Below are 21,302 nucleotides of genomic sequence, written 5' to 3'. Positions count from 1 at the left end.
TTCTTTTAATAGCTAGAATAGTTTATTAGGACTTTGTTTGATTTAAAACAAAATCTTTGACTTCTTTTGTAGTATAAGTTTGCGCACCATCTCCCACTCTATCTCTTATATCACTAATATGATTTACATATTGTTCACTCGTAAGCGCCTCTCCTTTTGCAGAATAAGCTACAGCATCATTAAATGAAGTTGTTTCTTTGATTTTATCTACTTTAATTAAATTTTTCAAGACTCAAAACCTAAAACTCAATCTCTTTCTCCACCATTTTACCATCACGATCTACGGTAACTTTAGTTTTATCGCCATTATCAAATGTGGCGAGTGTTCTCATGTAGCTCATCATATCAACAATGGTACTATCACCCAATTTCACAACAACATCGCCTTTCATCAATCCTGCTTTTTGGGCTGGTTTTTCTTCGCTCACTCCATCGATGCGCATTCCTTTTCCTGTAAATAAGTAATCTGGCACAACGCCAAGACCTACTTTAAAACGTGGTACTTCTTCGCTTTCGTTCTTTGTTTTTCTGAATGCTAGTTTTCCTGCGTTATCAAATTCAGCTGTGATTCTTAAAATATAGTCTGATATTTTTTGCATTCCATCATAGTTCAACTTCTCTGCATCATCGCCTGGTTTGTGGTAATCTTCATGTTGACCTGTGAAGAAATGTAAAACTGGAATATCATTTAAATAAAATGATGTGTGATCACTTGGACCAACGCCACTTTCACTTAAAGCCAACTCAAAATCTTTGTTGACTGCGTTTACAATTTGAGTCCATCTGGTAGAAGTTCCTGTTCCATAAATGGCCAGCTTGTTTTCCTCGTTTAATCTGCCTACCATGTCCATATTGATCATATAGGTAATAGAATCTAGAGCAATCGTTGGGTTTTTAGTGAAATAGTTAGAACCTAGTAATCCCATTTCTTCGCCTGAGAAAGCCATGAACAAGTAGTTATTCCCTTTTTTATCGCTGGTTTTCAATTCATAGGCAAGATCTAGCATTACTGCAACACCACTAGCATTATCGTCTGCTCCGTTGTGAACCGCTTCTCCATCTCGATATAATGACCCTTCGCCACCCATTCCTAAATGGTCGTAGTGTGCACCGATCACCACCGTTTGTGCAGCGCCATTATCTAGATAACCTATAACATTTGTTCCTGTAAGAAAACCATTGCCTTTCTCGTCTGTGAAAGCTGCTTCTTGATGTGGATCGCTGGAAGGTTTAAAAGAAAAAGTCTGAAAATAAGTCCCTTCATTTCCTTCAGGTTCTAAGCCAGATTCTTTCATGCGTTTTGCAATATAATCTGCTGCTTGCAATTCATAAGAAGTTCCTGTTTCACGACCTTGTAAAGAGTCAGAAGCTAGGTAAACAACGTCGGCCTTCATGTTTCCTTTTACAGGAGTTACATCTTGCGATGTTACAGTAACTTCATTTTTACATGAAACTATTAAAAGTAAGGCTATAAAAAGTGTAGTAATTTTCATCTTAAGGTAGTCGTATTATTTAGTAATTATTTGCTTAAAAGGCTACCCTAAATAGATTTTTAAATCAATTTAGAGTTTTGATAATATAAAGATACTGCTTATGGCTTAATAAAGTTTATCTCCTATTTTTGCACAAAATTAAACCCTACATGAGAACGTTCCTATTCCTGATCACAATAATCTGTTTTATAAGCTGTAAAGAAGCTGCAGAATCAGAAAAAACAGCTACTTCAGAAACAGAAAAAGCAACTGAACCTAATAAAAATCCGTTGATCATGGAAGGTGAAAAGCACTTTAAGAATATGTATCAAGTGACTTTTGGAGGTGATAATGCTGAGGCTTATTGGAGTTTTGATGATAAACAATTGATTTTTCAAAGTAACAACGCCGATTGGGATGTCAATTGTGATCAAATGTTCTTGATGAATAATGGAGACAGCTTTCGCGAAAGCGTGCCTAAAATGGTCTCTACTGGTAAAGGACGAACGACTTGTGCTTATTTCTTGCCGGATAACGAACATATCATTTATGCCAGTACACATTTGAAAATGGACGATTGTCCAGACACACCATTGAAAGAAAATGGTAAATATGTATGGCCTATTTATGACAGCTATGACATCTTTGTGGCCGATCTTGATGGAAATATCACGGCTCAATTGACTGACGAAAAAGGTTATGATGCAGAGCCTACTGTTTCTCCACAAGGTGATAAAATAGTCTTTACCAGCGATCGCAGCGGTGATCTAGAATTGTATACGATGAATATAGATGGTAGCGACGTAAAGCAAATCACTTATGAACTAGGTTATGATGGTGGCGCTTTCTTCTCACCAGATGGATCGCAATTGATTTTCCGTTCTTCACGACCTAAGACCGAAACCGAAATTAAAGAATACAAAGACTTACTTGCTGTAGGACTCGTACAACCTACTGAAATGGAACTATACATTTGTAATGCAGACGGTTCTGACTTGCGCCAGTTGACTCAACTAGGAAATGCAAACTGGTCGCCTTTCTTTTTACCAGATGGGAAGCGTGTATTATTCTCTTCTAACTTTGAAGCAGAGCGCGGTTTTCCTTTCAACTTATACATGATCAATACCGATGGAACTGGTCTAGAACGCATCACTCACGGTGAAACTTTTGACGCATTCCCAGTATTCTCCAATAACGGTAAATACTTAGCGTTCTCTTCTAACCGAAATAACGGTGGTGGACGTGATACGAATCTTTTTATTGCAGAGTGGCAAGACTAGCTATGAGTTTGTGAGTCTTTGAGCTATGAGTTCAACAGGTTTTATTTTTATCTCGCTTTCGCGAAAGCGGAATTCCTAATATCTTTATAGGAAATAAAAAGCTATGTCTAATACTGATTTAATTATAGAAGAACGCAGCCGCGATATAGGCGATTTTCTCGTAGGTCGCTTGATACCTTTTCGTAAAAAGCGGATGGTTGGTCCTTTTATTTTTATAGATCACATGGGACCTACTACTTTAGGTCCTGAGAAATATATGGACGTAGACCAGCATCCACATATAGGACTTTCAACGCTAACGTATTTATTAGAAGGTCAAATTACCCATCAAGATTCTATTGGGACCAGTCAAGTGATTAAACCAGGCTCTGTAAACTGGATGGTCGCTGGTAAAGGATGTTCTCATACAGAGCGTACACCTCAACATTTGAGAGATGCCAAGTCGGTATTTACTATGCATGGTTATCAGATTTGGGTAGCATTGCCCAAAGATTTAGAAGATATTGAACCAGAATTTCATCACATAGAAGGTTCTGAATTACCAGTTTGGGAAGAAAATGGGGTAAGTTTTACACTAGTTGCTGGAAAAGGTTATAGTCGAAAATCGCCAGTTCCAGTACATTCTGAATTATTTATGGTAGATATCAAAACCACAGAAGATTACCCACTAGACATCGCAGGAAATCTGAGTGGCGAAATAGGTGTTACCATAGTTTCTGGAAGTGTAAGCGCTTGTGGTGATGTGATTGAAAAAGGAAATATGCTCGTGAGTAAAACGGAAGATGTTTGTAATATCACGATTCATGCAGGTAGTCATGTGTTGCTTTTTGGCGGTGAGCCATTTCCTGAAAAACGTTACATCCACTGGAATTTTGTAAGTCATTCTCAAGAAAAAATAGACGCTGCAAAAGAAGCTTGGAGGGAAAAAAGCTTTCCTATGATGGATGGTAATGATAGTTATGTGCCGTTGCCGGAGTAAATTCCTTGATTTATTCTTACAAGACGTTGGGTTTCTAATATTAAAGTATTGTTAGCGATGCTCACAATAACTCTTATTTTTTTTAACTTGTTGTAGTTAATATTAAAAACAAGTAATTATGGATAAGTCAAATTTTGAAAATAAACAAGGGAAACACCCAATACCACATGCTAAAGGTATTACCGAAAAAGACAACAGAAACCCAAAATCGGTTGAAGTGAGCAACGAAAATAACAGTGAGGAAGAATAAAAATAATTTGAGTACTCAAAATATAATTAATAAAGCTGATTTTCTTACCTAGAGAAAATCAGCTTTATTATTAATTAGTATGTGAGTCAACTTTGTAAATTTAATTTTTGTAATCAAAAGACTTAATAGGCAGTTTTGTTTTTCCCTTAACCCATGTGATTTTCTTAGAGCGAGTTACGGTAACGTAATCATTTGCTCCATCGCCGGTGGATTCACCTTCTTCGCCATTGTAAATAATGGTATTTTCAATTCCGCCAGCGTCAACTGGGAAAATAAGATCTTCAGACATGTGATACATGCCACCATCTCCAATACTACTAAAGGTTCCTAAGCTTTGTAAAGTTTGATTCTTTTGATCCCAAACTAAATAAGAGCGACCACTTTCTTCACCACATGATTCTCCTAAATAATTAATTTGAATCACCTCATCGATTCCTTTTAATCCCTTGTCGCCTAATAATCTTACATCAAAACTATTATTCCCAATAACAAAATCTCCTAATTCTGTATAACCTTTATTAGTAACATATCTGAAAGCAACAGATTGTGAATATTTGTTTTTTGCATCTTGTTTTCTGGTATAAATTAAGTAAGAACCTTCAGCCAATTCTATACTTCTTAGAGCTAAATAGCCTGAAGCAATATAACCTTCTTCATTTCCCACTTTAACTTTGATCCATGGAGTTTCCCTATTAAAAACCTTGATGGTATTTTCATCGACCTCCAGAACTTCTACTTTAGTATGAATCGGTAGAACCGCTATCTTCTTGGAATCTGTATTTGGAGCTTCTCTAAGAGATAAATTATCTCCATAAGTGACGTACGACTTACCTGCATCAGGTATTTGATCGTTCCAGTGTGCTGTTTCTGGCTGTGCGATAGACACCATTGAGAAAAAGAGAAATAAATAATATATATATTTCATAACAGATGAATTGTACATTATTCTAGATTTAATAATCTAAAGGCTTACTTTTTATTACAAAAGTCTTTGATTTTTTATTATATGATATATATCTAAAAGTCGTCTCTGTAAAAACAGTAGATGAATGCTTCAACTTTTTATTATTATCTATTTCCTTAATGTAAAATTCCTTATCAATATTTTTATGAATGGTAGTTACCTCGTTTGCAGGAATAATATTGCCCTCAGAATTCAAAGCTATTTCAAAAAATGATTCTGATTTCTTTTTAAATATGTAAATAGGATATCCTTCTGATCCATTAGGACCAAATCGACGCATATTATTTTGCATAATCATTTGGTTTTGCTGCTGCTGCATCATCCACATTTGCTGTTGCATCATCCAGTGATGGTGCCACCACCAGTTATAATTATAACTATACATTTTCTTATTTACGTAATCAACTCTTAACTTTAACTGGCCATTTTTTGCTTGATTGACTGTAACTGTTGGTTGGTTTTTACCTTTTGTAGCATTTTTGAGAAAATTACCTACTGCTGCTTTATTAGAAGATGCATTTGCGATATCCGTACTCAATATGTCCAATTGTTTGCTACTTTTAGTATTCAAATCATGAATATCGAGCGTAGCATTTTCTTTTTTAAGATTCATTAAAAACAATTTGTTTTCTGAAACATAAGAGGTACTTTTTTTCAACTTTCCTTTTCCCTTTTCTTTACTTTTAAAATTAGAGATCACTAACTCTTCTATTGTGTCACTGTTTGTATTAATCTGAGCCAAATTAGTGGTTCCGTCTTTAGTCTTTTCTTGGGTTATAGTAATAGTACCATTATTGCTGTAAATTCTAAAATCGTTGATAGAACCATTTTCCACATACTCTTGACTACTTATCGCGTCTAAATTATTTTTATGAAGTGATTTTAAAAAGTCTTCGTTAGCATCAGTAGCTTTGATGGAAATATCCTTTATCTCATTTGCACTTTTCACGGTTATAATTTTAAGAGACTCTTTTTCTGAAAACACTAGAAAATTTTGATTTTTCTCTCTTAAGGTTGTTTTATAATTTTCTCCGTCTATCACCGCAGATTTAGTAAAAGACTGGTCGGTGAGATTTACATCTACCACTTGAAATTTTCGTGATTTCCTATCTTTATAGGAGGTAATTACAGATAGTTGATCACCATTATTATGAAATGACAACACACTAGGCTGTTCATCAAATACTATAGGCTCCATCTTTATGACCTTTTCGTTTTTAAACTGAAAAGGTAGTATATGGTAGTTTTTGTTTTCCTTATGCTTTGCGATAATAAAATGAAAACTGTCTTCTCCTTGAGTGTTTCCAGAAAAAGTTCCTTCTACTTTATAGTCTTCGTCTATCTTAAAGCTGTTTTCAATGATACCTTCAACCTTTGTAAAACTGGTTAGAATTATAAAAGCTATGATTAGAGTAAGTGTTGTTTTCATTTGAATTATTTAGAAATTATCAATTGTCATATTAGTCTATTAAAAATAAATGACATTTACATTTATAGAAAGCCAAAGTTTGTTGATGTTACTCCTTGTAATTTATTAGTCATTATCCCATCTGTTAGAAAAAATAAGAAATACCTATAGTAAAATCTTGAGCGTTCAAAGAAACATTAAAAGAAGACACCGTAGTATCGTCATTATCAAGATTACCTTGACTATAACCTAAAAATCCTATTTGGGATTGTAGAGCTAGTTTTTCATTTATTCGATAGCTGATTCCAGGCCTGATTCCTAAAGAAATTTCATTGCTCGAATTATCTTCAAGCTGATTATTAGTAGAGTTTATTGATGAAAGTGAATAACCTATCTCACCTTGTAGGTTGAAAGCAAAGTTTTTTGAAATATTAAAATATTTTTTTACAAATGGGGTAATAGCATAAGAAGTTGAGCTATTTATATCATCTACATTTGCAGTTTCATTTCTAGATTCTGAATAACTAAATCCCAAACCTAATCCGAGAACAAAATCATTTTTTACAGCATAGCCCAGTTGTGGTCTAAAAATGATTAAAGTACCTCTAGATTCACTTTGAAAACCGTTTTCCCTATTGATCTTTGAAGTACTAAAGGATAAACTACCGTTTAACTCATAACCTCCTCTATTAATAAACGAAGTAGTTTCTTCTTGGGCGGCAGTAATTGCGGTAAGCAAAAAGGTAAATAAATAAATAGCTGTTCTCATTATTGTAGCGTTAATTTAGAATACAAAAACGAATTAAAATAATATGAATTGTTCGTTTAGGTAAAAATTTAAGTAAGAATGAATTTTGTTATGTCATATCCAATATGACTAAAAAAAACCTTCAATGAATCAGCGGCAACGATAAAACTCTTAACCGTCCATAAACTAGTTATAAATAACAGCAATAAATTTTTAAAGGAAAGTGGGAATTTATACATAATTAATTTAAGCAATAGTAGCACCATTCACAACCGCATCATCAGGATTTACAAAAATCAATTTCCCTTCTGGGTCTTCGGCAAGTAAAATCATTCCTTGAGATTCTACTCCACGTAATTTTCTGGGTGCAAGATTTGCTAGAACCGTTACTTTGCGACCTATTAATTCTTCGGCAGTAAAATATTGTGCGATTCCAGACACGATAGTTCTTTTATCAATTCCTGTATCAACGGTCATGACCATTAACTTGTCAGTTTTAGGCATTCTTTCTGCTGTTAGAATTTCTCCTACTCGCAAGTCCATTTTCATGAAATCATCGTAATTAGTCTCGTCTTTTTGTGGCATAAGATTAGGGATTGTTGCCGCATTTGCAGCTTTTGTAGCTTCTAGTTTATTAAATTGTGCTTGGATTTGCTCGTCTTCAATTTTTGAAAACAGCAATTCTGATTTATTGATGTTGTGACCAGATGGAAGTAAAACTTCTGAACTTGCAACGCGACTCCAATTAGCAGATTCCGCATCGAGTGAGGAATAATCAAGTATATTTTTAAGCTTCTGAGAAGTATGCGGTAAAAAAGGCTCGCTTAAAATTGCAAGTGCTGTAGTAAGTTGCAAACACACATACATGATATTTTGAACTTGCTCAGGATTAGTTTTCACCAGTTTCCAAGGTTCGAGACCTTCTTCTGCAATGTATTTATTTCCTATACTCGATAAAGCCATAAGGTCGTTTAAGCTTTCGCGAAAGCGGAATCGTTCTAAACTTGCTCCTATTTTATTAGGGAATGTTTTTATAAGCTCCAAAGTATCTATATCGCGCTGCTCCATGTTTTGCGGTTCTGGAACTATACCGTCGTAATACTTATTAGTAAGCACAATTACTCGGTTAACAAAGTTCCCCAAATTAGCAACGAGCTCGTTGTTGTTTCTCGCTTGAAAGTCCTTCCAAGTAAAGTTATTGTCTTTTGTTTCTGGTGCGTTTGCTGTTAAAACATAACGCAACACATCTTGTTGACCAGGGAAATCTAGTAAATATTCATGCAGCCATACGGCCCAGTTTCTAGAAGTAGAAATTTTATCGTCTTCCAGATTCAAAAATTCGTTTGCTGGTACATTTTCTGGCAATATATAATCACCATGCGCTTTTAACATGGCTGGAAAAATTATACAGTGAAAAACAATATTATCTTTACCTATAAAGTGAAGTAATGAAGTGTCTTCATTTTTCCAATAGTCTTCCCAATTTTTGCCTTCTTTTGCAGCCCATTCTTTAGTGGCTGAGATATAACCTATTGGCGCATCAAACCAAACGTATAATACCTTACCATCGGCTCCATTTACTGGTACTGGAATTCCCCAATCGAGATCACGAGTCACCGCACGAGGATGTAAACCGTCTGTAATCCAGCTTTTTACTTGACCTAAAACATTAGTCTTCCAATCTTTAGAATGTCCTTCTACGATCCATTCATTGAGCCAGTCACTGTATTCATCTAATGGTAGAAACCAGTGTTTGGTCTCTTTTAATTCTGGTGTATTTCCTGTTATAGCACTTTTAGGATCTATTAAATCAGTTCCATTGTGAGAAGTACCACATTTCTCACATTGATCTCCATAAGATTCTGGATTCCCACATTTAGGGCAAGTTCCTACCACAAAACGATCTGCCAGAAACTGGTCTGCTTCTGGATCATATAACTGCTCCGTCACTTTTTCTACAAATTTACCTTTGTTATACAGATCTGTAAAAAATGCGCTAGCTGTTTCATGATGCGTAGGTGCGCTGGTGCGACCATAATGATCAAATGAAATACCAAATTCTTTAAAAGAGTCATCAATTATTTTATGATAGCGATCTACAAGCTCTTGAGGCGTGATTCCTTCTTTTTTGGCTTTAATAGTAATAGGAACTCCATGTTCATCACTACCACAAATAAAAGCAACATCGCTACCTTTCATACGCTGGTAACGCGCAAAAATATCTGCAGGAACGTAAACTCCTGCAAGATGACCTATGTGAACAGGTCCATTAGTATAAGGCAAAGCTGCCGTGATCGTAAATCGTTTTTGATCGCTCATGTAATTCTTTTGAAAGCTGCAAATTTACAATTAAAGCAACAAAACATATTATTAATTAACCATTTCAAATTCAGCATCTAAGTACTAAAATCTATAGTTTTTATATTACTTATTTTTTAATTTAGCATCATAAAACCATCAAAAACAGACTGTTGACTTTACCAATTAAATCATTTGTTTTATTTTTGTGTGCTATGAGAACACTTATTAGCTTTTTCAGTTTCCTACTACCGATTTTTTTATTTGCTCAAATAGGCGTAAATACTGACATGCCAAATGACGCAGCGATGTTAGATATAGTTTCTAGCGATAAAGGAGTTTTAATCCCTAGGCTAAGCGATGCTGACCGAGCAAATATTCCTTTACCTATTCCAGATGGTCTTATAATTTTCAATACATCAGTAAGCACATTCCAATTTCATTCTGGTGGATCGTGGTTCAATCTTGCAACAGAAGTAAGTTGTGATTTTATAAGTTTTCCAAGTGTGATCAACGTAAGTGTAGACAAAGGAAATTCTACTTCATTTGATTTAGATTTTGCTGCAACAATAGGTACTCCTGGTAATTTATCGACCTCTTTCTTTTCGTCAAGTGCTAATCTTGATGTTACACTTGACAATGTGAGTAATAACAATAGTCCCGCACCTGTAACCCAAACACTAGACATCACGTTATTAGCTTCGAGTACCGCGGTAGCAGGTGACACTGGAACGATCATTTTTCAAGTTACTTCAGATTGCGGAGTTACCAAATTTATAGAAGTAACTATAAATGTAACTGGTTGTGATTTTTCTATCACACCAGACGCAACTGCATTATCAATGACAGTTCCTCCCAGTGGAACAAATAGTGTGACATTTACGTTAGATATAGATCAATTAGGAACTTTACCAGGAACTATTTCTAGTGTTACACCTACAAATCCGTCTGGATTTACTAATACTACTACTAATTTAGGCTGCTCTTACGACTGTGAACCTACTATCACTTTTGATGGAGACAATACTATCATACCAGGAACTTATAACATTCCAGTGGACGTAACATCTTCCTGTGGGGTAACTAATTCCATCACCCTTCAAATAATGGTAGAGGCAAACCCACGAGATTGTAAACAAATTCTAGCCGAAAATCCAGCTGCGGTAGACGGCGTTTATACGATTGATCCTGATGGCTCTGGAGGAATCGCTCCTTTTGATTGTGAATGTGATATGACTACTGATGGTGGCGGCTGGACGTTAGTTTTAAATTACCTTCATTTAGGAGGTACAAACCCTAATCATATTTTAAGAACTTCTAATTTACCAGTTATAGGTTCTAGCACATTAGGTGTAGATGAAGCTGGAACATTGAATTGGGGACATGCCACTAACTCTCTACTGAGTGAGTTTAACTTTGAAACGGTTCGGTTTTATGGAATTACCTCGAACCATAGTAGAGTGGTACATTTTAAAATTACACAATCAGAGACAGTAAGCTACTTTTCAACTGGCTCTGGTTCGATGAATCTTGCAAATCTCATTTCTAATCACGTTCCTCTTACTGGTCACACGGCAAATATTCCTTTTACCGCTGATAGAGTAGAGTCTAATCGTGGTGATTACGCTATGACCAGAAGACCCTTTAGAGATAACAACGTTTCCGACTGGACTATAAAACAAAATGGCGCAGGTGGAGATGACTGGGAAGTTGATGATAATGTAAACAATGCCAATTCAGACACTTTGCACCGAATCTGGATAAGATAATTGTTTGTATTGTTCCGCTTTCGCGAAAGCGATATCACAAATATTTTAATTGATCATAAACTGACTGCTGTATTGTTTTCCAGCACTTTCTATTTTATAAATGTACTGACCAGTATGCATTCTTGTTCTCAACTGCGTTTTAATATCTAAGTCGTGACTGCCAGGCATAAAGTATTGATTTGCTAAAAGCCCTATCTCTTGCCCTAACAAATTATATATGCGGATATCAAGTTTACGACCACTTGTTAATTCTAAATGAAGATAAGCAGCATTTAATTTATTTACCACAAAGTGTTTAAAATCCTGATGAGCAAAATCATCTATACCTGCGGTAGTACAATTGAACCCTAAAGGAATATTGCTAGAACTGCGATTGAGCATCGCTTGATCTACCAGATGAGATGGGATGCATAACCATTCTTTCATGACGGTAGAATACACATCTCTAAAGTCAGTACTAAAAACCATATTCCCATTGGCATCTAGATTGCTCAAACTAGGGTGAGAACCTATAAAACCGTTACCATTTAAACCACCACCGAAAAGCATCATGGGAGCAGCAGCTCCATGGTCGGTACCATTAGATCCGTTTTCTTCTACTCGCCTACCAAATTCTGAGATGGTCATGCAAAGTACTTCGTCTTGATTACCGTAAGCAGCTAGATCATCATAAAAAGCATCTATAGATTCTGATAGTTTTTGCATGCGGTCTGCATGAGTACCTGCTTGATTTGCGTGTGTATCAAATCCATCTAGGGTAACCATATACACTTTAGTCCCTAGTTGCCCCTTAATCAGTCGTGCTACTATAGAAAATTGCTCTGCTATCGAATGGTTTCCGTAGGTTGCTTGTGTAGTGCTGGCTTGATATGCATTATTGATCACACCGGCATATTGAAATGTATTATTAGTTGTAGATCTTAAAAAACTGAGTTGATCTCCATAAGTGCATGGTGGTACCGCGGTAGCGTCATGTTGCCAGCCGTTTTGAGCTAGGTTGTAAAGTTGTTGTGGATCTGCAACAGAAAAGGCGTAGTTCGTTTGTGTTCCTTCAAAAGCAAGGTTTCCTAAACTTCCTATTTGTATCGCTGGTGGAATTACCGGCGGACTAAGCAAAAAATTAGGATATTCATTTTCAAAAAAGCGACCCATCCATCCTGTTTCTTCAATAGCTGTAGCCTCCGTACTCGCCCAAATGTCACTAGATCTAAAATGAGATAGATCTTGACCTTGATAACCTACTCCATGAATGACTTTCATTTCTCCATTTCCCCATCGCGACTGTAAACTGCTCATAAAAGAGGGCAAACCAAAATCTGGACTTAAATTATATAAAGAGTTTTGCGGTAAGGCAATTGTAGCTCTATTTGAAGCATACGTACCGTAATCATAAACTGGTACAATAGTATTTAAACCATCATTTCCACCTTTAAGTCGCACAAGAACTAACACGCGATCATTTACACTTGCAGCAAGTGCTGCAGTAATGGGAGAAGCCATCGCGCTAGATATTTGAGAACCTCCTAAAGTAAATGCACCAGCACCAGCTATTCCTAAAGCTTGTAAAAAAGTTCTTCTACTCCACGCCTCATGTTCTTCATGATGTGCTTGTGAATTAGGGTCTTGATATTTATTAGTTTTTGAACACATGCTGCGATTATTTAAGTTGGAATTCTGGCATTCTAAAAATGTGTTGTAGCAACAAGACTACCTGATAATTAACAGAACTCCAGTTCAAATCCCATTGCATATTATCATAATAATTTTGCGGTACATCACCTTTAAATACAGTAGTCGCAAGATCGTAGTCTGTTGTGGTGTGAAGCGTTTGAGGTACGAACCTATTCACAATATCTCTAGCGATTATTGCAGGATCATTCAGCGAGGCCGATGCATCAAGAGCTATATTTCTAAACAGGTTTTGATCTATATTCCACATGGTCCACATGATATATTCAAGACCTTGCCATCTTCCAGTTATTGTACTGCTGTTGATCCAGTCGCGATCGCCTTGCCATCCTGCTACATCAATAGGGTTGAAGTATTGCTGACCTAATAAAGAGGCGACATAAAGTAAAGTATAGTAATTTCCCTGCGGAAAGCTAAAATTTGACTCTTTAATAAATAAGCATAAACAATCTATAGGATCTTTAATAATAGTCCCAATTGCTGCAGCGTCAAAAAAATGCTGGCTTTTAAAAAGCTGTTTGAGAACTGGAAGTATTTCCCAATTGGAATTTCTAAAAGTAAGTGCTAATTGATCTGTTATTGCTGCTACAGGTAGTTCTGGACTCACAAAAGCTCGATAAATCTTCTTAACTATAAAGTCAGAAATCTCATTAGGACGTGATGCAAATAAATGATCGATTAAGGAATCGTGATTATAATTTGCAGTAGTTCCAAATATCGTTTTATTTGTATTGTCAAAAGTTATATTTTGAAAGTTAATAGGTGCGCCAGCCTCAGTAAAGCTATTGTAACCTGTCAATGCCCTAGCTGCTTCTACTATATCGGTTTGAGTGTAATTATTATTTTGTCCTAAAGTAAATAACTCTAGTAGCTCCCGTGCGTAGTTTTCATTAGGACTAAAACGATTATTGAGTACTCCATTAAGGTAAACCAGCATGGACTCGTTTTTACCTATTTCTTTTACTAAAGTTTTAAAGTTCCCTAAAGCATGAGTCTGTAATAAATTGTAATATTGATACATCCAGCTGGGTGCGGCATAATCTTCAAGCCTGGTAACAAAATGATTGTGCCAGAACAGTGTCATTCTAGCTCGTAAATTTAAATTGAAAGTGTCATCAATTACCTGGCTGCCCCATTCTTCTATTTGTGGCTGGCGATCCTGGACAAAGTTTCCATAATCACTGGCACTCCAGTTTGCCCAAAACGGTGCAGGCGTCACACTATAATTTGCTGCTGTATTGATATAATTTTCAATAAAAATACTAGGCGATTGATTTAGCGCATTATTTTCTTGTGTAACATCTAGCCCATAACCTAACCTACGTAACACGTGGCGTACTTTAACGATGTCCCAAGGGTTTGAAGGAACATCAGTATATGGCGCTAATGAAGCGGTATTGCAATTTAAAAGGGCTTCCATAATTATTCTAGTTACATTAGAAAACTGTTTAGGATATAAAATACTAACTTAGTAATGTGACTAAAAGTATTTTAAAAAGTTTAATTACCACTAAAAAAACGACCCTTTTGAGTTATTTACCGATCAGTTTTTTAAATAAAGGCAAGCACGTTAGGATTATTTGTACCGCAAGAAGCGCTCAAAAAAGCGATCTTTTGCCAGCTGCTCAACTACTTGAATCTTGGGGATTAAAGGTTAGTTTTGGTACTACTATCGGTAAAATGGAGCATCAATTTGGTGGGACAAAAAAGGAACGCCTAGCAGATTTACAACAAGCGATTGATGACAAAGATGTACATGCGATATGGATCGCGAGAGGTGGTTATGGAACCGTGCAGTTGATCGATGAAGTTCATTTTTCCGCTTTCGCGAAAGCGGAACCTACCACCATCATAGGATATTCAGATATCACCTTATTGCATGGCAAACTACAATCAGAAGGCTTTTCTAGTATTCACAGCTTTATGCCGCTGGAATTAAAAAACAAGCCGAACACGAGTATAGAAAGCCTAAGAAAAGCACTATTTGGAGAACAACTAACAGTTACTATTCCCAACACCTTTGCTTTAAAAAACCAAGAATTGAAAGCGCCGATCGTAGGCGGGAATTTATCTATATTGTATAGCCTACTAGGCAGCAACTCTTTTCCCGAAACAAAAGATCAGGTATTATTTATAGAAGATATCGACGAATATGTGTATCATTTAGAACGGATTATGTACTCACTTAAAAGAGCTGGAAAGCTTAAAAGTTTAAAAGCTTTACTCGTAGGCGGAATGACAGATATGAATGACCATGAAACGCCGTTTGGTAAAAATGCAGTAGAAATCATACAATCACTTACTGCAGATTATGATTATCCGGTTATTTTCAATTTTCCTGCTGGTCACATAGAAGATCATAGAACTATAATTTTAGGAAAGGAAATACATATAAAAATAACTGATCAACAAATTAATCTCACTCAATAATGGCAGAACATAACGACTTAGGAAATGCTGGTGAAGAGATGGCAACCGCTCATTTACTGAAAAATGGTTATGATATTTTGGTACGTAATTATGTGTTTCAAAAAGGAGAAATAGACATTGTAGCCCGCAAAGCAAATACTGTTGTTATCGTAGAAGTAAAAACTAGGTCTACTCCAGATTTTGGAAATCCACAGGATTTTTTAAAGAAAGGACAAATTCAAAGACTGGTCGCTACAGCAAATCATTTTATAGAAAACTATACCGAAGAAGATCTTGAAGTACGATTTGATATCGTTGCGATAATTAAAAATAAAGCAGGTACAAAACTAGAACATATTGAAGATGCTTTTTATCATTTTTGATCTAACTAAAAGCAAAAAGCACCTCATTTCTGAGGTGCTTTTTTTATATATCGATATGATCTTCTTATTTCAAGGTTTTCTTTACCTCTACTTCTCTAAACGATTCTAGAATATCACCTTCTATCAAGTCGTTGAAGTTTTTCACTTGCATACCACATTCATAACCTTTAGATACTTCTTTAACATCGTCTTTAAAACGTTTTAAAGCGACTAGTTCTCCTGTATGGATTACAATACCATCACGTATCAATCTGATTCCGCCATTTCTGTAAACCTTACCATCAGTTACCATACAACCTGCAATGGTTCCTACTTTAGAAATCTTGAATGTTTGTCTTACTTCAGCGTTACCAGTAATCTCTTCCTTAAACTCTGGAGATAACATTCCTTCCATTGCATCTTTAAGATCATTGATCGCATCATAAATAATAGAATATGTTCTGATATCAACTTCTTCTCTATCTGCAACGGTTCTTGCATTTCCTTGAGGACGTACATTAAATCCGATAATGATCGCATCTGATGCAGTCGCAAGTAGCACATCACTTTCTGTAATAGCACCTACACCTTTGTGTATGATATTCACTTGAATTTCTTCAGTAGATAATTTCTGGAAAGAATCTGTTAATGCTTCAACAGAACCATCCACATCTCCTTTAAGAATCAAGTTCAGCTCTTGGAAGTTACCAAGTGCAATACGTCGCCCGATATCTTCTAATGAAAGTGTTTTTTGAGTTCTTACAGATTGCTCACGTTGTAATTGAGTACGTCTTGCTGCAATTGATTTTGCCTCACGCTCGTCTTCAAATACATTGAACTTATCACCAGCTTGTGGTGCTCCATCCAGACCTAAAATAGACACTGGAGTTGCTGGACCAGCTTCTAGAACGTCTTTACCGCGCTCATCTTGCATTGCCTTAATTTTTCCATGTCTAGGACCTGCAAGTACATAATCACCAACTTTTAATGTACCTGCTTGAACAAGTATTGTTGATACATATCCACGACCTTTATCAAGGAAAGCTTCAACCACAGTACCAGTTGCTGGTTTATTAGGGTTAGCTTTAAGGTCAAGTAATTCTGCTTCAAGAAGTACTTTTTCTAACAATTCTTTTACACCAGTTCCTACTTTTGCAGAGATGTCATGAGACTGTATTTTACCACCCCAATCCTCTACTAAGAGATTCATCTGTGCCAGTCCTTCTTTTACTCTTTCAGGATTAGCGTCTGGTTTATCGATTTTATTGATTGCAAAAACAATAGGTACTCCTGCTGCTTGTGCGTGAGATATGGCTTCTTTTGTTTGAGGCATGATATCATCATCTGCCGCTGCTACAATAATCGCGATATCTGTTACCTGAGCTCCACGTGCACGCATGGCAGTAAAGGCTTCGTGACCAGGCGTATCCAAGAATGCAATCTTCTGACCGTTATCTAATTGTACACCATAAGCTCCGATGTGTTGTGTAATCCCACCACTTTCACCAGCAATAACATTTTCTTTTCTAATATAATCTAGAAGCGATGTTTTACCGTGGTCTACGTGACCCATTACGGTAACGATCGGTGCGCGAGTTACTAAATCTTCCTCTTTATCTTCAACCTCTGCAATGCTTTCTTCAATATCTGCATTTACAAATTCTACTTCATAGCCAAATTCATCTGCAACGATTGACATTGTTTCAGCATCCAGCCTTTGGTTCATGGTTACCATCATCCCTAAGGACATACAAGCACCGATTACTTTGTTCACTGGAACATCCATCATAGTTGACAAGTCACTTACCGTTACAAATTCAGTAACCTGTAATGATTTGTCTTCCGCTTCTGCTTGCTCTGCAGCATCCACTTTTTCACGGTGTCTATCTCGTTTTTGACGTCTATTTTTAGCACCTTTATTAGAAGATTTCCCTTGCAGTTTTTCAAGAGTTTCTCTTACCTGCTTTTGAATTTCTTCATCTGTAGGCTCTTCTTTTACAATATTTTTACGTCCAGTGTTTGCACTACCACGTCTATTCTTATTGTTACCGCTATTTCTATTATTCCCTCCTGGTCCAGAAGCTCCTGGTTTAGAAATACGTTTTCTTTTACCTCTATTAGAATCGGCTGTCTTTTTCTTAGGCTTAGCAAATTGAGAAAGATCAATTTTCTTTCCTGTTACTTTAAGTCCACCTAATTTTTTATACTCGGTCTTGATCACCTCGGATTCTTGACCATCAGCACCAGTTGCTGTTTCCTTAACTTCTTTGTCCTGCTCTTCGGTAGCTTTAGCAGTTTCTACTGGCTTATCTTCTACCTTCGGAGATTCCTTTGCAACCTCTGGCTTCTTTTCAGGAGCATTAGGTGCTTCTTTCTTAGCCTCAGGTTTAGACTTAGATTTAGATTTTTTCTTTGGACTAAGATCAATTTTACCCTTGACGGTAGTTCCTGTAGCCTTAGGACGGTTAGAAACTTGTTCCACTTCCTTAGACTCTTCTTCAGTCTTTTTGGAAGGGGCTTTAGCTTCAGGTTCTTTCTCCACCTCTTTCTTAGGTTCCTGAACTTTTTCGGTAGGTTTTGAAGCTTCGTCTGATTTTGCACCAGCATTGAGATCTACTTTACCGACTTGTTTAGGTCCTTCAAGAGAAGCCTTAGCCTTAATAACCTCTTGCCTTTTTTGTTTTTCCTCTAGTTCCTTTTCTCGCTGCAATCGCAATTCTTCTTGTTCCTTGCGACGTTCAGCACCTACTTCCTTTGAGGCAACTTTTTTGCTTTTATCAGTTTGAAACTCATCAGCAAGTGCTTGATAGACGCTTCCGTCTATTTTTGTGGTAGGGCGAGCCTCTATCTCAATTCCTTTAGAATTAAGATACTCCACAGCACGGTCAAGAGAAATATTGAATTCTCTTAAAACCTTGTTGAGTCTCATGTTTTTTACTTCAGCCATAAAATGGTTACGAATTGACTTTAATTTCTAATCTAATCTTCAAATTCTGCTCTTAGGATTCTAACAATGTCTAAAACTGTTTCCTCCTCGAGATCTGTACGTTTAATTAAGTCAGCAACGTCTTGCTCTAGAACACTTTTGGCAGTATCCAAACCTATCTTACTCAATTCTTCAATGACCCATCCATCGATCACATCAGTAAATTCAGTTAATTCCACATCTTCTTCTCCACCTTCTCTTATCACATCAATTTCATAACCGGTAAGTTTACCTGCTAGTCTTATGTTGTGACCTCTTCTTCCTATCGCTTTAGAAACTTCTTCTGGATTAAGTCGTACTTCAGCCTTCTTAGTTTCTTCGTTTAGAGTAATTGCAACAATCTTAGCAGGACTTAAAGCTCTGGCTATGTATAATTGTGTGTTTGTGGTAAAGTTAATGACATCAATGTTTTCATTTCCTAGTTCACGAACAATACCGTGAATACGAGAACCTTTAACACCTACACAAGCACCTACTGGATCAATTCTATCATCGTAACTATCCACGGCCACTTTTGCTTTTTCACCTGGCTCTCTAACGACAGCTTTAACCTGAATAACACCGTCAAAAACCTCAGGAATCTCTTGTTCAAAAAGCTTTTCTAGAAACTTAGGGGATGTTCTAGAAAGAATGATGTTAGGTTTATTACCTCTTAACTCCACACTCTCAATCACACCTCTTACGTTTTCACCTTTTCTAAAGAAGTCAGATGGTATCTGTCTATCCTTAGGCATAATGATTTCGTTACCGTCATCATCTAAAAGAATGATCGCTCTATGTCTTATGTGGTGAACTTCGGCACTATACAATTCTCCTTCAAGCTCTTTAAAATGCTTAAATATGTTTGTATTATCATGTTCGTGAATCTTTGCAATTAAATTCTGTCTTAGTGCCAAAATAGCACGACGACCTAATTGTATAAGTTTCACCTCTTCTGCAACATCTTCACCTACCTCGTAATCAGGTTCAATTTTTTGAGCTTCAGATAGCGATATTTCAGAGTTATCATCTTCTACCTCATCATCTGCAACAACGACTCTGTTACGCCATATCTCTAAATCTCCTTTATCTGGATTAATAATGATATCAAAGTTATCGTCCTCACCGTACTTTCTTTTCAAAGCGGCTCTGAAAACATCTTCCAAGATCGCCATCAACGTGACACGATCTATCATTTTATCATCTTTAAACTCAGAAAAAGACTCGATCAATGCGAGATTCTCCATACTACTTTTTAATTAAATTTTATAACAACTTTTGCTTGCTTAATGTCTTGATATTTAAACGACCACTCTTTTTGAACAGTAACTTTTCCTTTACCTATCGGCTTAGGTTCTCGTGCTTTCCAGGTGATGGTACCACCTTGATCATCTGCATTTTGCAACAACCCTGTTTCTTTTCTTGTTTCCTTATCAATCACTTCAATATCTCTACCGATGTTCTTAATAAACTGACGAGAAGAACTCAAGGGAGCTGCAGCACCTGCACTCAGCACCTCAATAGAAAAATCATACTCTTCACGATCTAAATTATGTTCAACAGCGCGAGAAATCAACATACAGTCCGACAACTTCACACCATCATCACCATCAATCACCACCTTAATTTCGTTATTGGGACTCATTTTAAAGTCTATCAGAAATAAATCTGATCGCTCTTCAAAAGCCTCTTTCAATAATTCCTCTACTCTCTCTTTCAACATAGTTATAAAAAGAGGGGACTTTTGTCCCCTCGCACTCGATTAAATACTTTGCAAATATAGTATTTTTTTAAGCATTTCCAAAGGCTTAAAAAACAGAGCGCTAAAGTTTGTTTTTTTTGTATATTTAAAACATTAAAACCAATCCTTATGAAAAAAATAATCGTCCCTACAGACTTTTCTATTCAAGCCGAAAACGCTCTTAGAGTAGCAGCAGATATAGCACGAGAAAATAATGGTGAGCTGTTTTTACTACACCAGCTCGACCTTCCTTTACACCTTGCAAATAATGCCAGCTCTAACTTACCAGAAGCTGTTTTCTTTATGAAACTTGCCAAAGAAAAGTTTGACAACTTGATGAAAGCAGACTTTCTTGAAGGCGTGATTATTCATGGAGACGTAGAAACTGGTGCGGCGTTTAGCGGGATAATGGATACGGTAAAAAGACATAAAGCTGACTTAATCGTCATGGGAAGCCACGGCGCAGAAGGCATGAGAAACTTATTCATAGGGTCAAATGCCGAAAAAATAGTCCGCAATTCAGAAATTCCAGTTCTTGTTGTAAAAGATAGAAAAAACCGACTTGACGTTAATGATTTTGTTTTTGCAACAGATTTAGACCCTAATTCCACAAGCGCATTGAAAGAAGCAGACAAGTTTGCAAGAAACACAAATTGCAACCTGCACCTTCTTTATGTCAACACTCCATCTAACTTTTTAAGCACAAGAGCTGCAGAAGCTAAAGTAAAAGAATATTTAAAAGATGTCAACGTAGAACCTTCTGAATACGTCATCTATAACGACTCATCTGTAGAAGAAGGTGTTTTCAATTATACAAAAGACGTAAAAGGAGATATTATAGGAATGGCAACTCATGGCCGTCGCGGAATATCTCATTTTTTCAACGGTAGCGTGAGTGAAGATGTAGTTAATCATTCTAGCCTGCCTGTGATTACCTTTAGAATTAAATAGTTTCCGCTTTCGCGAAA

18 protein-coding genes are annotated in these 21,302 nt (G+C 36.4%); 7 read left to right on the top strand and 11 right to left on the bottom strand.

Annotated elements, in window-relative coordinates; translation table 11 throughout:
- Window positions 1-25: 25 nt before the first annotated feature.
- Window positions 26-229: a hypothetical protein gene (locus DDD_RS08380; protein ID WP_015362389.1), complete on the bottom strand. Its 204-nt coding sequence runs from the start codon at window positions 227-229 to the stop codon at window positions 26-28.
- A 10-nt stretch (window positions 230-239) separates the two neighbouring features.
- Window positions 240-1,493 carry a M28 family peptidase gene (locus DDD_RS08375; RefSeq protein WP_015362388.1) on the bottom strand — a complete coding sequence of 418 codons (1,254 nt, stop codon included), beginning with the start codon at window positions 1,491-1,493 and terminating at the stop codon, window positions 240-242.
- 149 nt (window positions 1,494-1,642) lie between these two features.
- Here DDD_RS08375 and DDD_RS08370 point away from each other — a divergent pair, with 149 nt between their 5' ends.
- The 3 genes from DDD_RS08370 to DDD_RS18330 all read left to right on the top strand — a co-directional run bounded on the left by DDD_RS08370 (window position 1,643) and on the right by DDD_RS18330 (window position 3,981).
- Window positions 1,643-2,752 (top strand): TolB family protein, encoded by a 1,110-nt coding sequence (locus DDD_RS08370; RefSeq protein ID WP_015362387.1) that lies wholly within the window; start codon window positions 1,643-1,645, stop codon window positions 2,750-2,752.
- A gap of 103 nt (window positions 2,753-2,855) precedes the next feature.
- Complete coding sequence (locus DDD_RS08365) at window positions 2,856-3,731, top strand: pirin family protein (RefSeq protein WP_015362386.1); 876 nt, start codon at window positions 2,856-2,858, stop codon at window positions 3,729-3,731.
- 118 nt (window positions 3,732-3,849) lie between these two features.
- A complete protein-coding gene (locus DDD_RS18330) occupies window positions 3,850-3,981 on the top strand; it encodes a hypothetical protein (protein WP_015362385.1) in 132 nt (43 codons plus the stop codon).
- Between the two features lie 100 nt (window positions 3,982-4,081).
- Here the strand turns inward: DDD_RS18330 and DDD_RS08360 are convergent, their stop codons facing one another.
- The 4 genes from DDD_RS08360 to metG form a co-directional block, all read right to left on the bottom strand.
- Window positions 4,082-4,906 carry an SH3 domain-containing protein gene (locus tag DDD_RS08360; RefSeq protein WP_158441680.1) on the bottom strand — a complete coding sequence of 275 codons (825 nt, stop codon included), beginning with the start codon at window positions 4,904-4,906 and terminating at the stop codon, window positions 4,082-4,084.
- A gap of 28 nt (window positions 4,907-4,934) precedes the next feature.
- Window positions 4,935-6,374, bottom strand: a complete 1,440-nt coding sequence (locus tag DDD_RS08355) for a hypothetical protein (protein ID WP_015362383.1) — start codon at window positions 6,372-6,374, stop codon at window positions 4,935-4,937.
- Between the two features lie 124 nt (window positions 6,375-6,498).
- Window positions 6,499-7,122, bottom strand: a complete 624-nt coding sequence (locus DDD_RS08350; RefSeq protein ID WP_015362382.1) for an outer membrane protein — start codon at window positions 7,120-7,122, stop codon at window positions 6,499-6,501.
- Window positions 7,123-7,347: 225 nt separating this feature from the next.
- On the bottom strand, window positions 7,348-9,420 hold the full coding sequence (gene metG, locus DDD_RS08345) for a methionine--tRNA ligase (RefSeq protein WP_015362381.1): 2,073 nt from the start codon (window positions 9,418-9,420) through the stop codon (window positions 7,348-7,350).
- Window positions 9,421-9,614: 194 nt separating this feature from the next.
- Between metG and DDD_RS08340 the strand changes: the two genes are divergently transcribed.
- Window positions 9,615-11,168, top strand: coding sequence for a fibrinogen-like YCDxxxxGGGW domain-containing protein (locus DDD_RS08340; RefSeq protein WP_041567038.1), 1,554 nt, complete (start codon window positions 9,615-9,617; stop codon window positions 11,166-11,168).
- A gap of 45 nt (window positions 11,169-11,213) precedes the next feature.
- On the opposite strand, the gene DDD_RS08335 is transcribed toward DDD_RS08340, so the two are convergent.
- Together DDD_RS08335 and DDD_RS08330 are read right to left on the bottom strand one after the other, a co-directional pair.
- Window positions 11,214-12,818, bottom strand: a complete 1,605-nt coding sequence (locus DDD_RS08335) for a DUF1501 domain-containing protein (RefSeq protein WP_015362379.1) — start codon at window positions 12,816-12,818, stop codon at window positions 11,214-11,216.
- Window positions 12,819-12,825: 7 nt separating this feature from the next.
- Window positions 12,826-14,277 (bottom strand): DUF1800 domain-containing protein, encoded by a 1,452-nt coding sequence (locus DDD_RS08330; RefSeq protein ID WP_015362378.1) that lies wholly within the window; start codon window positions 14,275-14,277, stop codon window positions 12,826-12,828.
- A gap of 107 nt (window positions 14,278-14,384) precedes the next feature.
- Between DDD_RS08330 and DDD_RS08325 the strand changes: the two genes are divergently transcribed.
- Both DDD_RS08325 and DDD_RS08320 read left to right on the top strand, forming a co-directional pair.
- Complete coding sequence (locus DDD_RS08325) at window positions 14,385-15,287, top strand: S66 peptidase family protein (protein WP_015362377.1); 903 nt, start codon at window positions 14,385-14,387, stop codon at window positions 15,285-15,287.
- Window positions 15,287-15,649, top strand: coding sequence for a YraN family protein (locus DDD_RS08320; RefSeq protein ID WP_015362376.1), 363 nt, complete (start codon window positions 15,287-15,289; stop codon window positions 15,647-15,649). The genes DDD_RS08325 and DDD_RS08320 overlap by 1 nt, the downstream gene beginning before the upstream one ends.
- Window positions 15,650-15,713: 64 nt before the next feature.
- On the opposite strand, the gene infB is transcribed toward DDD_RS08320, so the two are convergent.
- Genes infB through rimP form a run of 3 tightly spaced genes read right to left on the bottom strand, consistent with a single transcriptional unit; the run spans window position 15,714 to window position 20,316 of the window.
- Window positions 15,714-18,575, bottom strand: a complete 2,862-nt coding sequence (gene infB / locus DDD_RS08315; protein ID WP_015362375.1) for a translation initiation factor IF-2 — start codon at window positions 18,573-18,575, stop codon at window positions 15,714-15,716.
- 32 nt (window positions 18,576-18,607) lie between these two features.
- Window positions 18,608-19,840 carry a transcription termination factor NusA gene (gene nusA / locus DDD_RS08310; RefSeq protein WP_015362374.1) on the bottom strand — a complete coding sequence of 411 codons (1,233 nt, stop codon included), beginning with the start codon at window positions 19,838-19,840 and terminating at the stop codon, window positions 18,608-18,610.
- Between the two features lie 8 nt (window positions 19,841-19,848).
- Window positions 19,849-20,316: a ribosome assembly cofactor RimP gene (gene rimP / locus DDD_RS08305; RefSeq protein WP_015362373.1), complete on the bottom strand. Its 468-nt coding sequence runs from the start codon at window positions 20,314-20,316 to the stop codon at window positions 19,849-19,851.
- 147 nt (window positions 20,317-20,463) lie between these two features.
- Here rimP and DDD_RS08300 point away from each other — a divergent pair, with 147 nt between their 5' ends.
- Window positions 20,464-21,285 carry a universal stress protein gene (locus DDD_RS08300; RefSeq protein WP_015362372.1) on the top strand — a complete coding sequence of 274 codons (822 nt, stop codon included), beginning with the start codon at window positions 20,464-20,466 and terminating at the stop codon, window positions 21,283-21,285.
- Window positions 21,286-21,302 lie beyond the last annotated feature (17 nt).

This window comes from Nonlabens dokdonensis DSW-6 (assembly GCF_000332115.1).
Taxonomy (GTDB): Bacteria; Bacteroidota; Bacteroidia; order Flavobacteriales; family Flavobacteriaceae; genus Nonlabens; species Nonlabens dokdonensis.
This window is presented reverse-complemented; position numbering and strand designations above follow the sequence as displayed.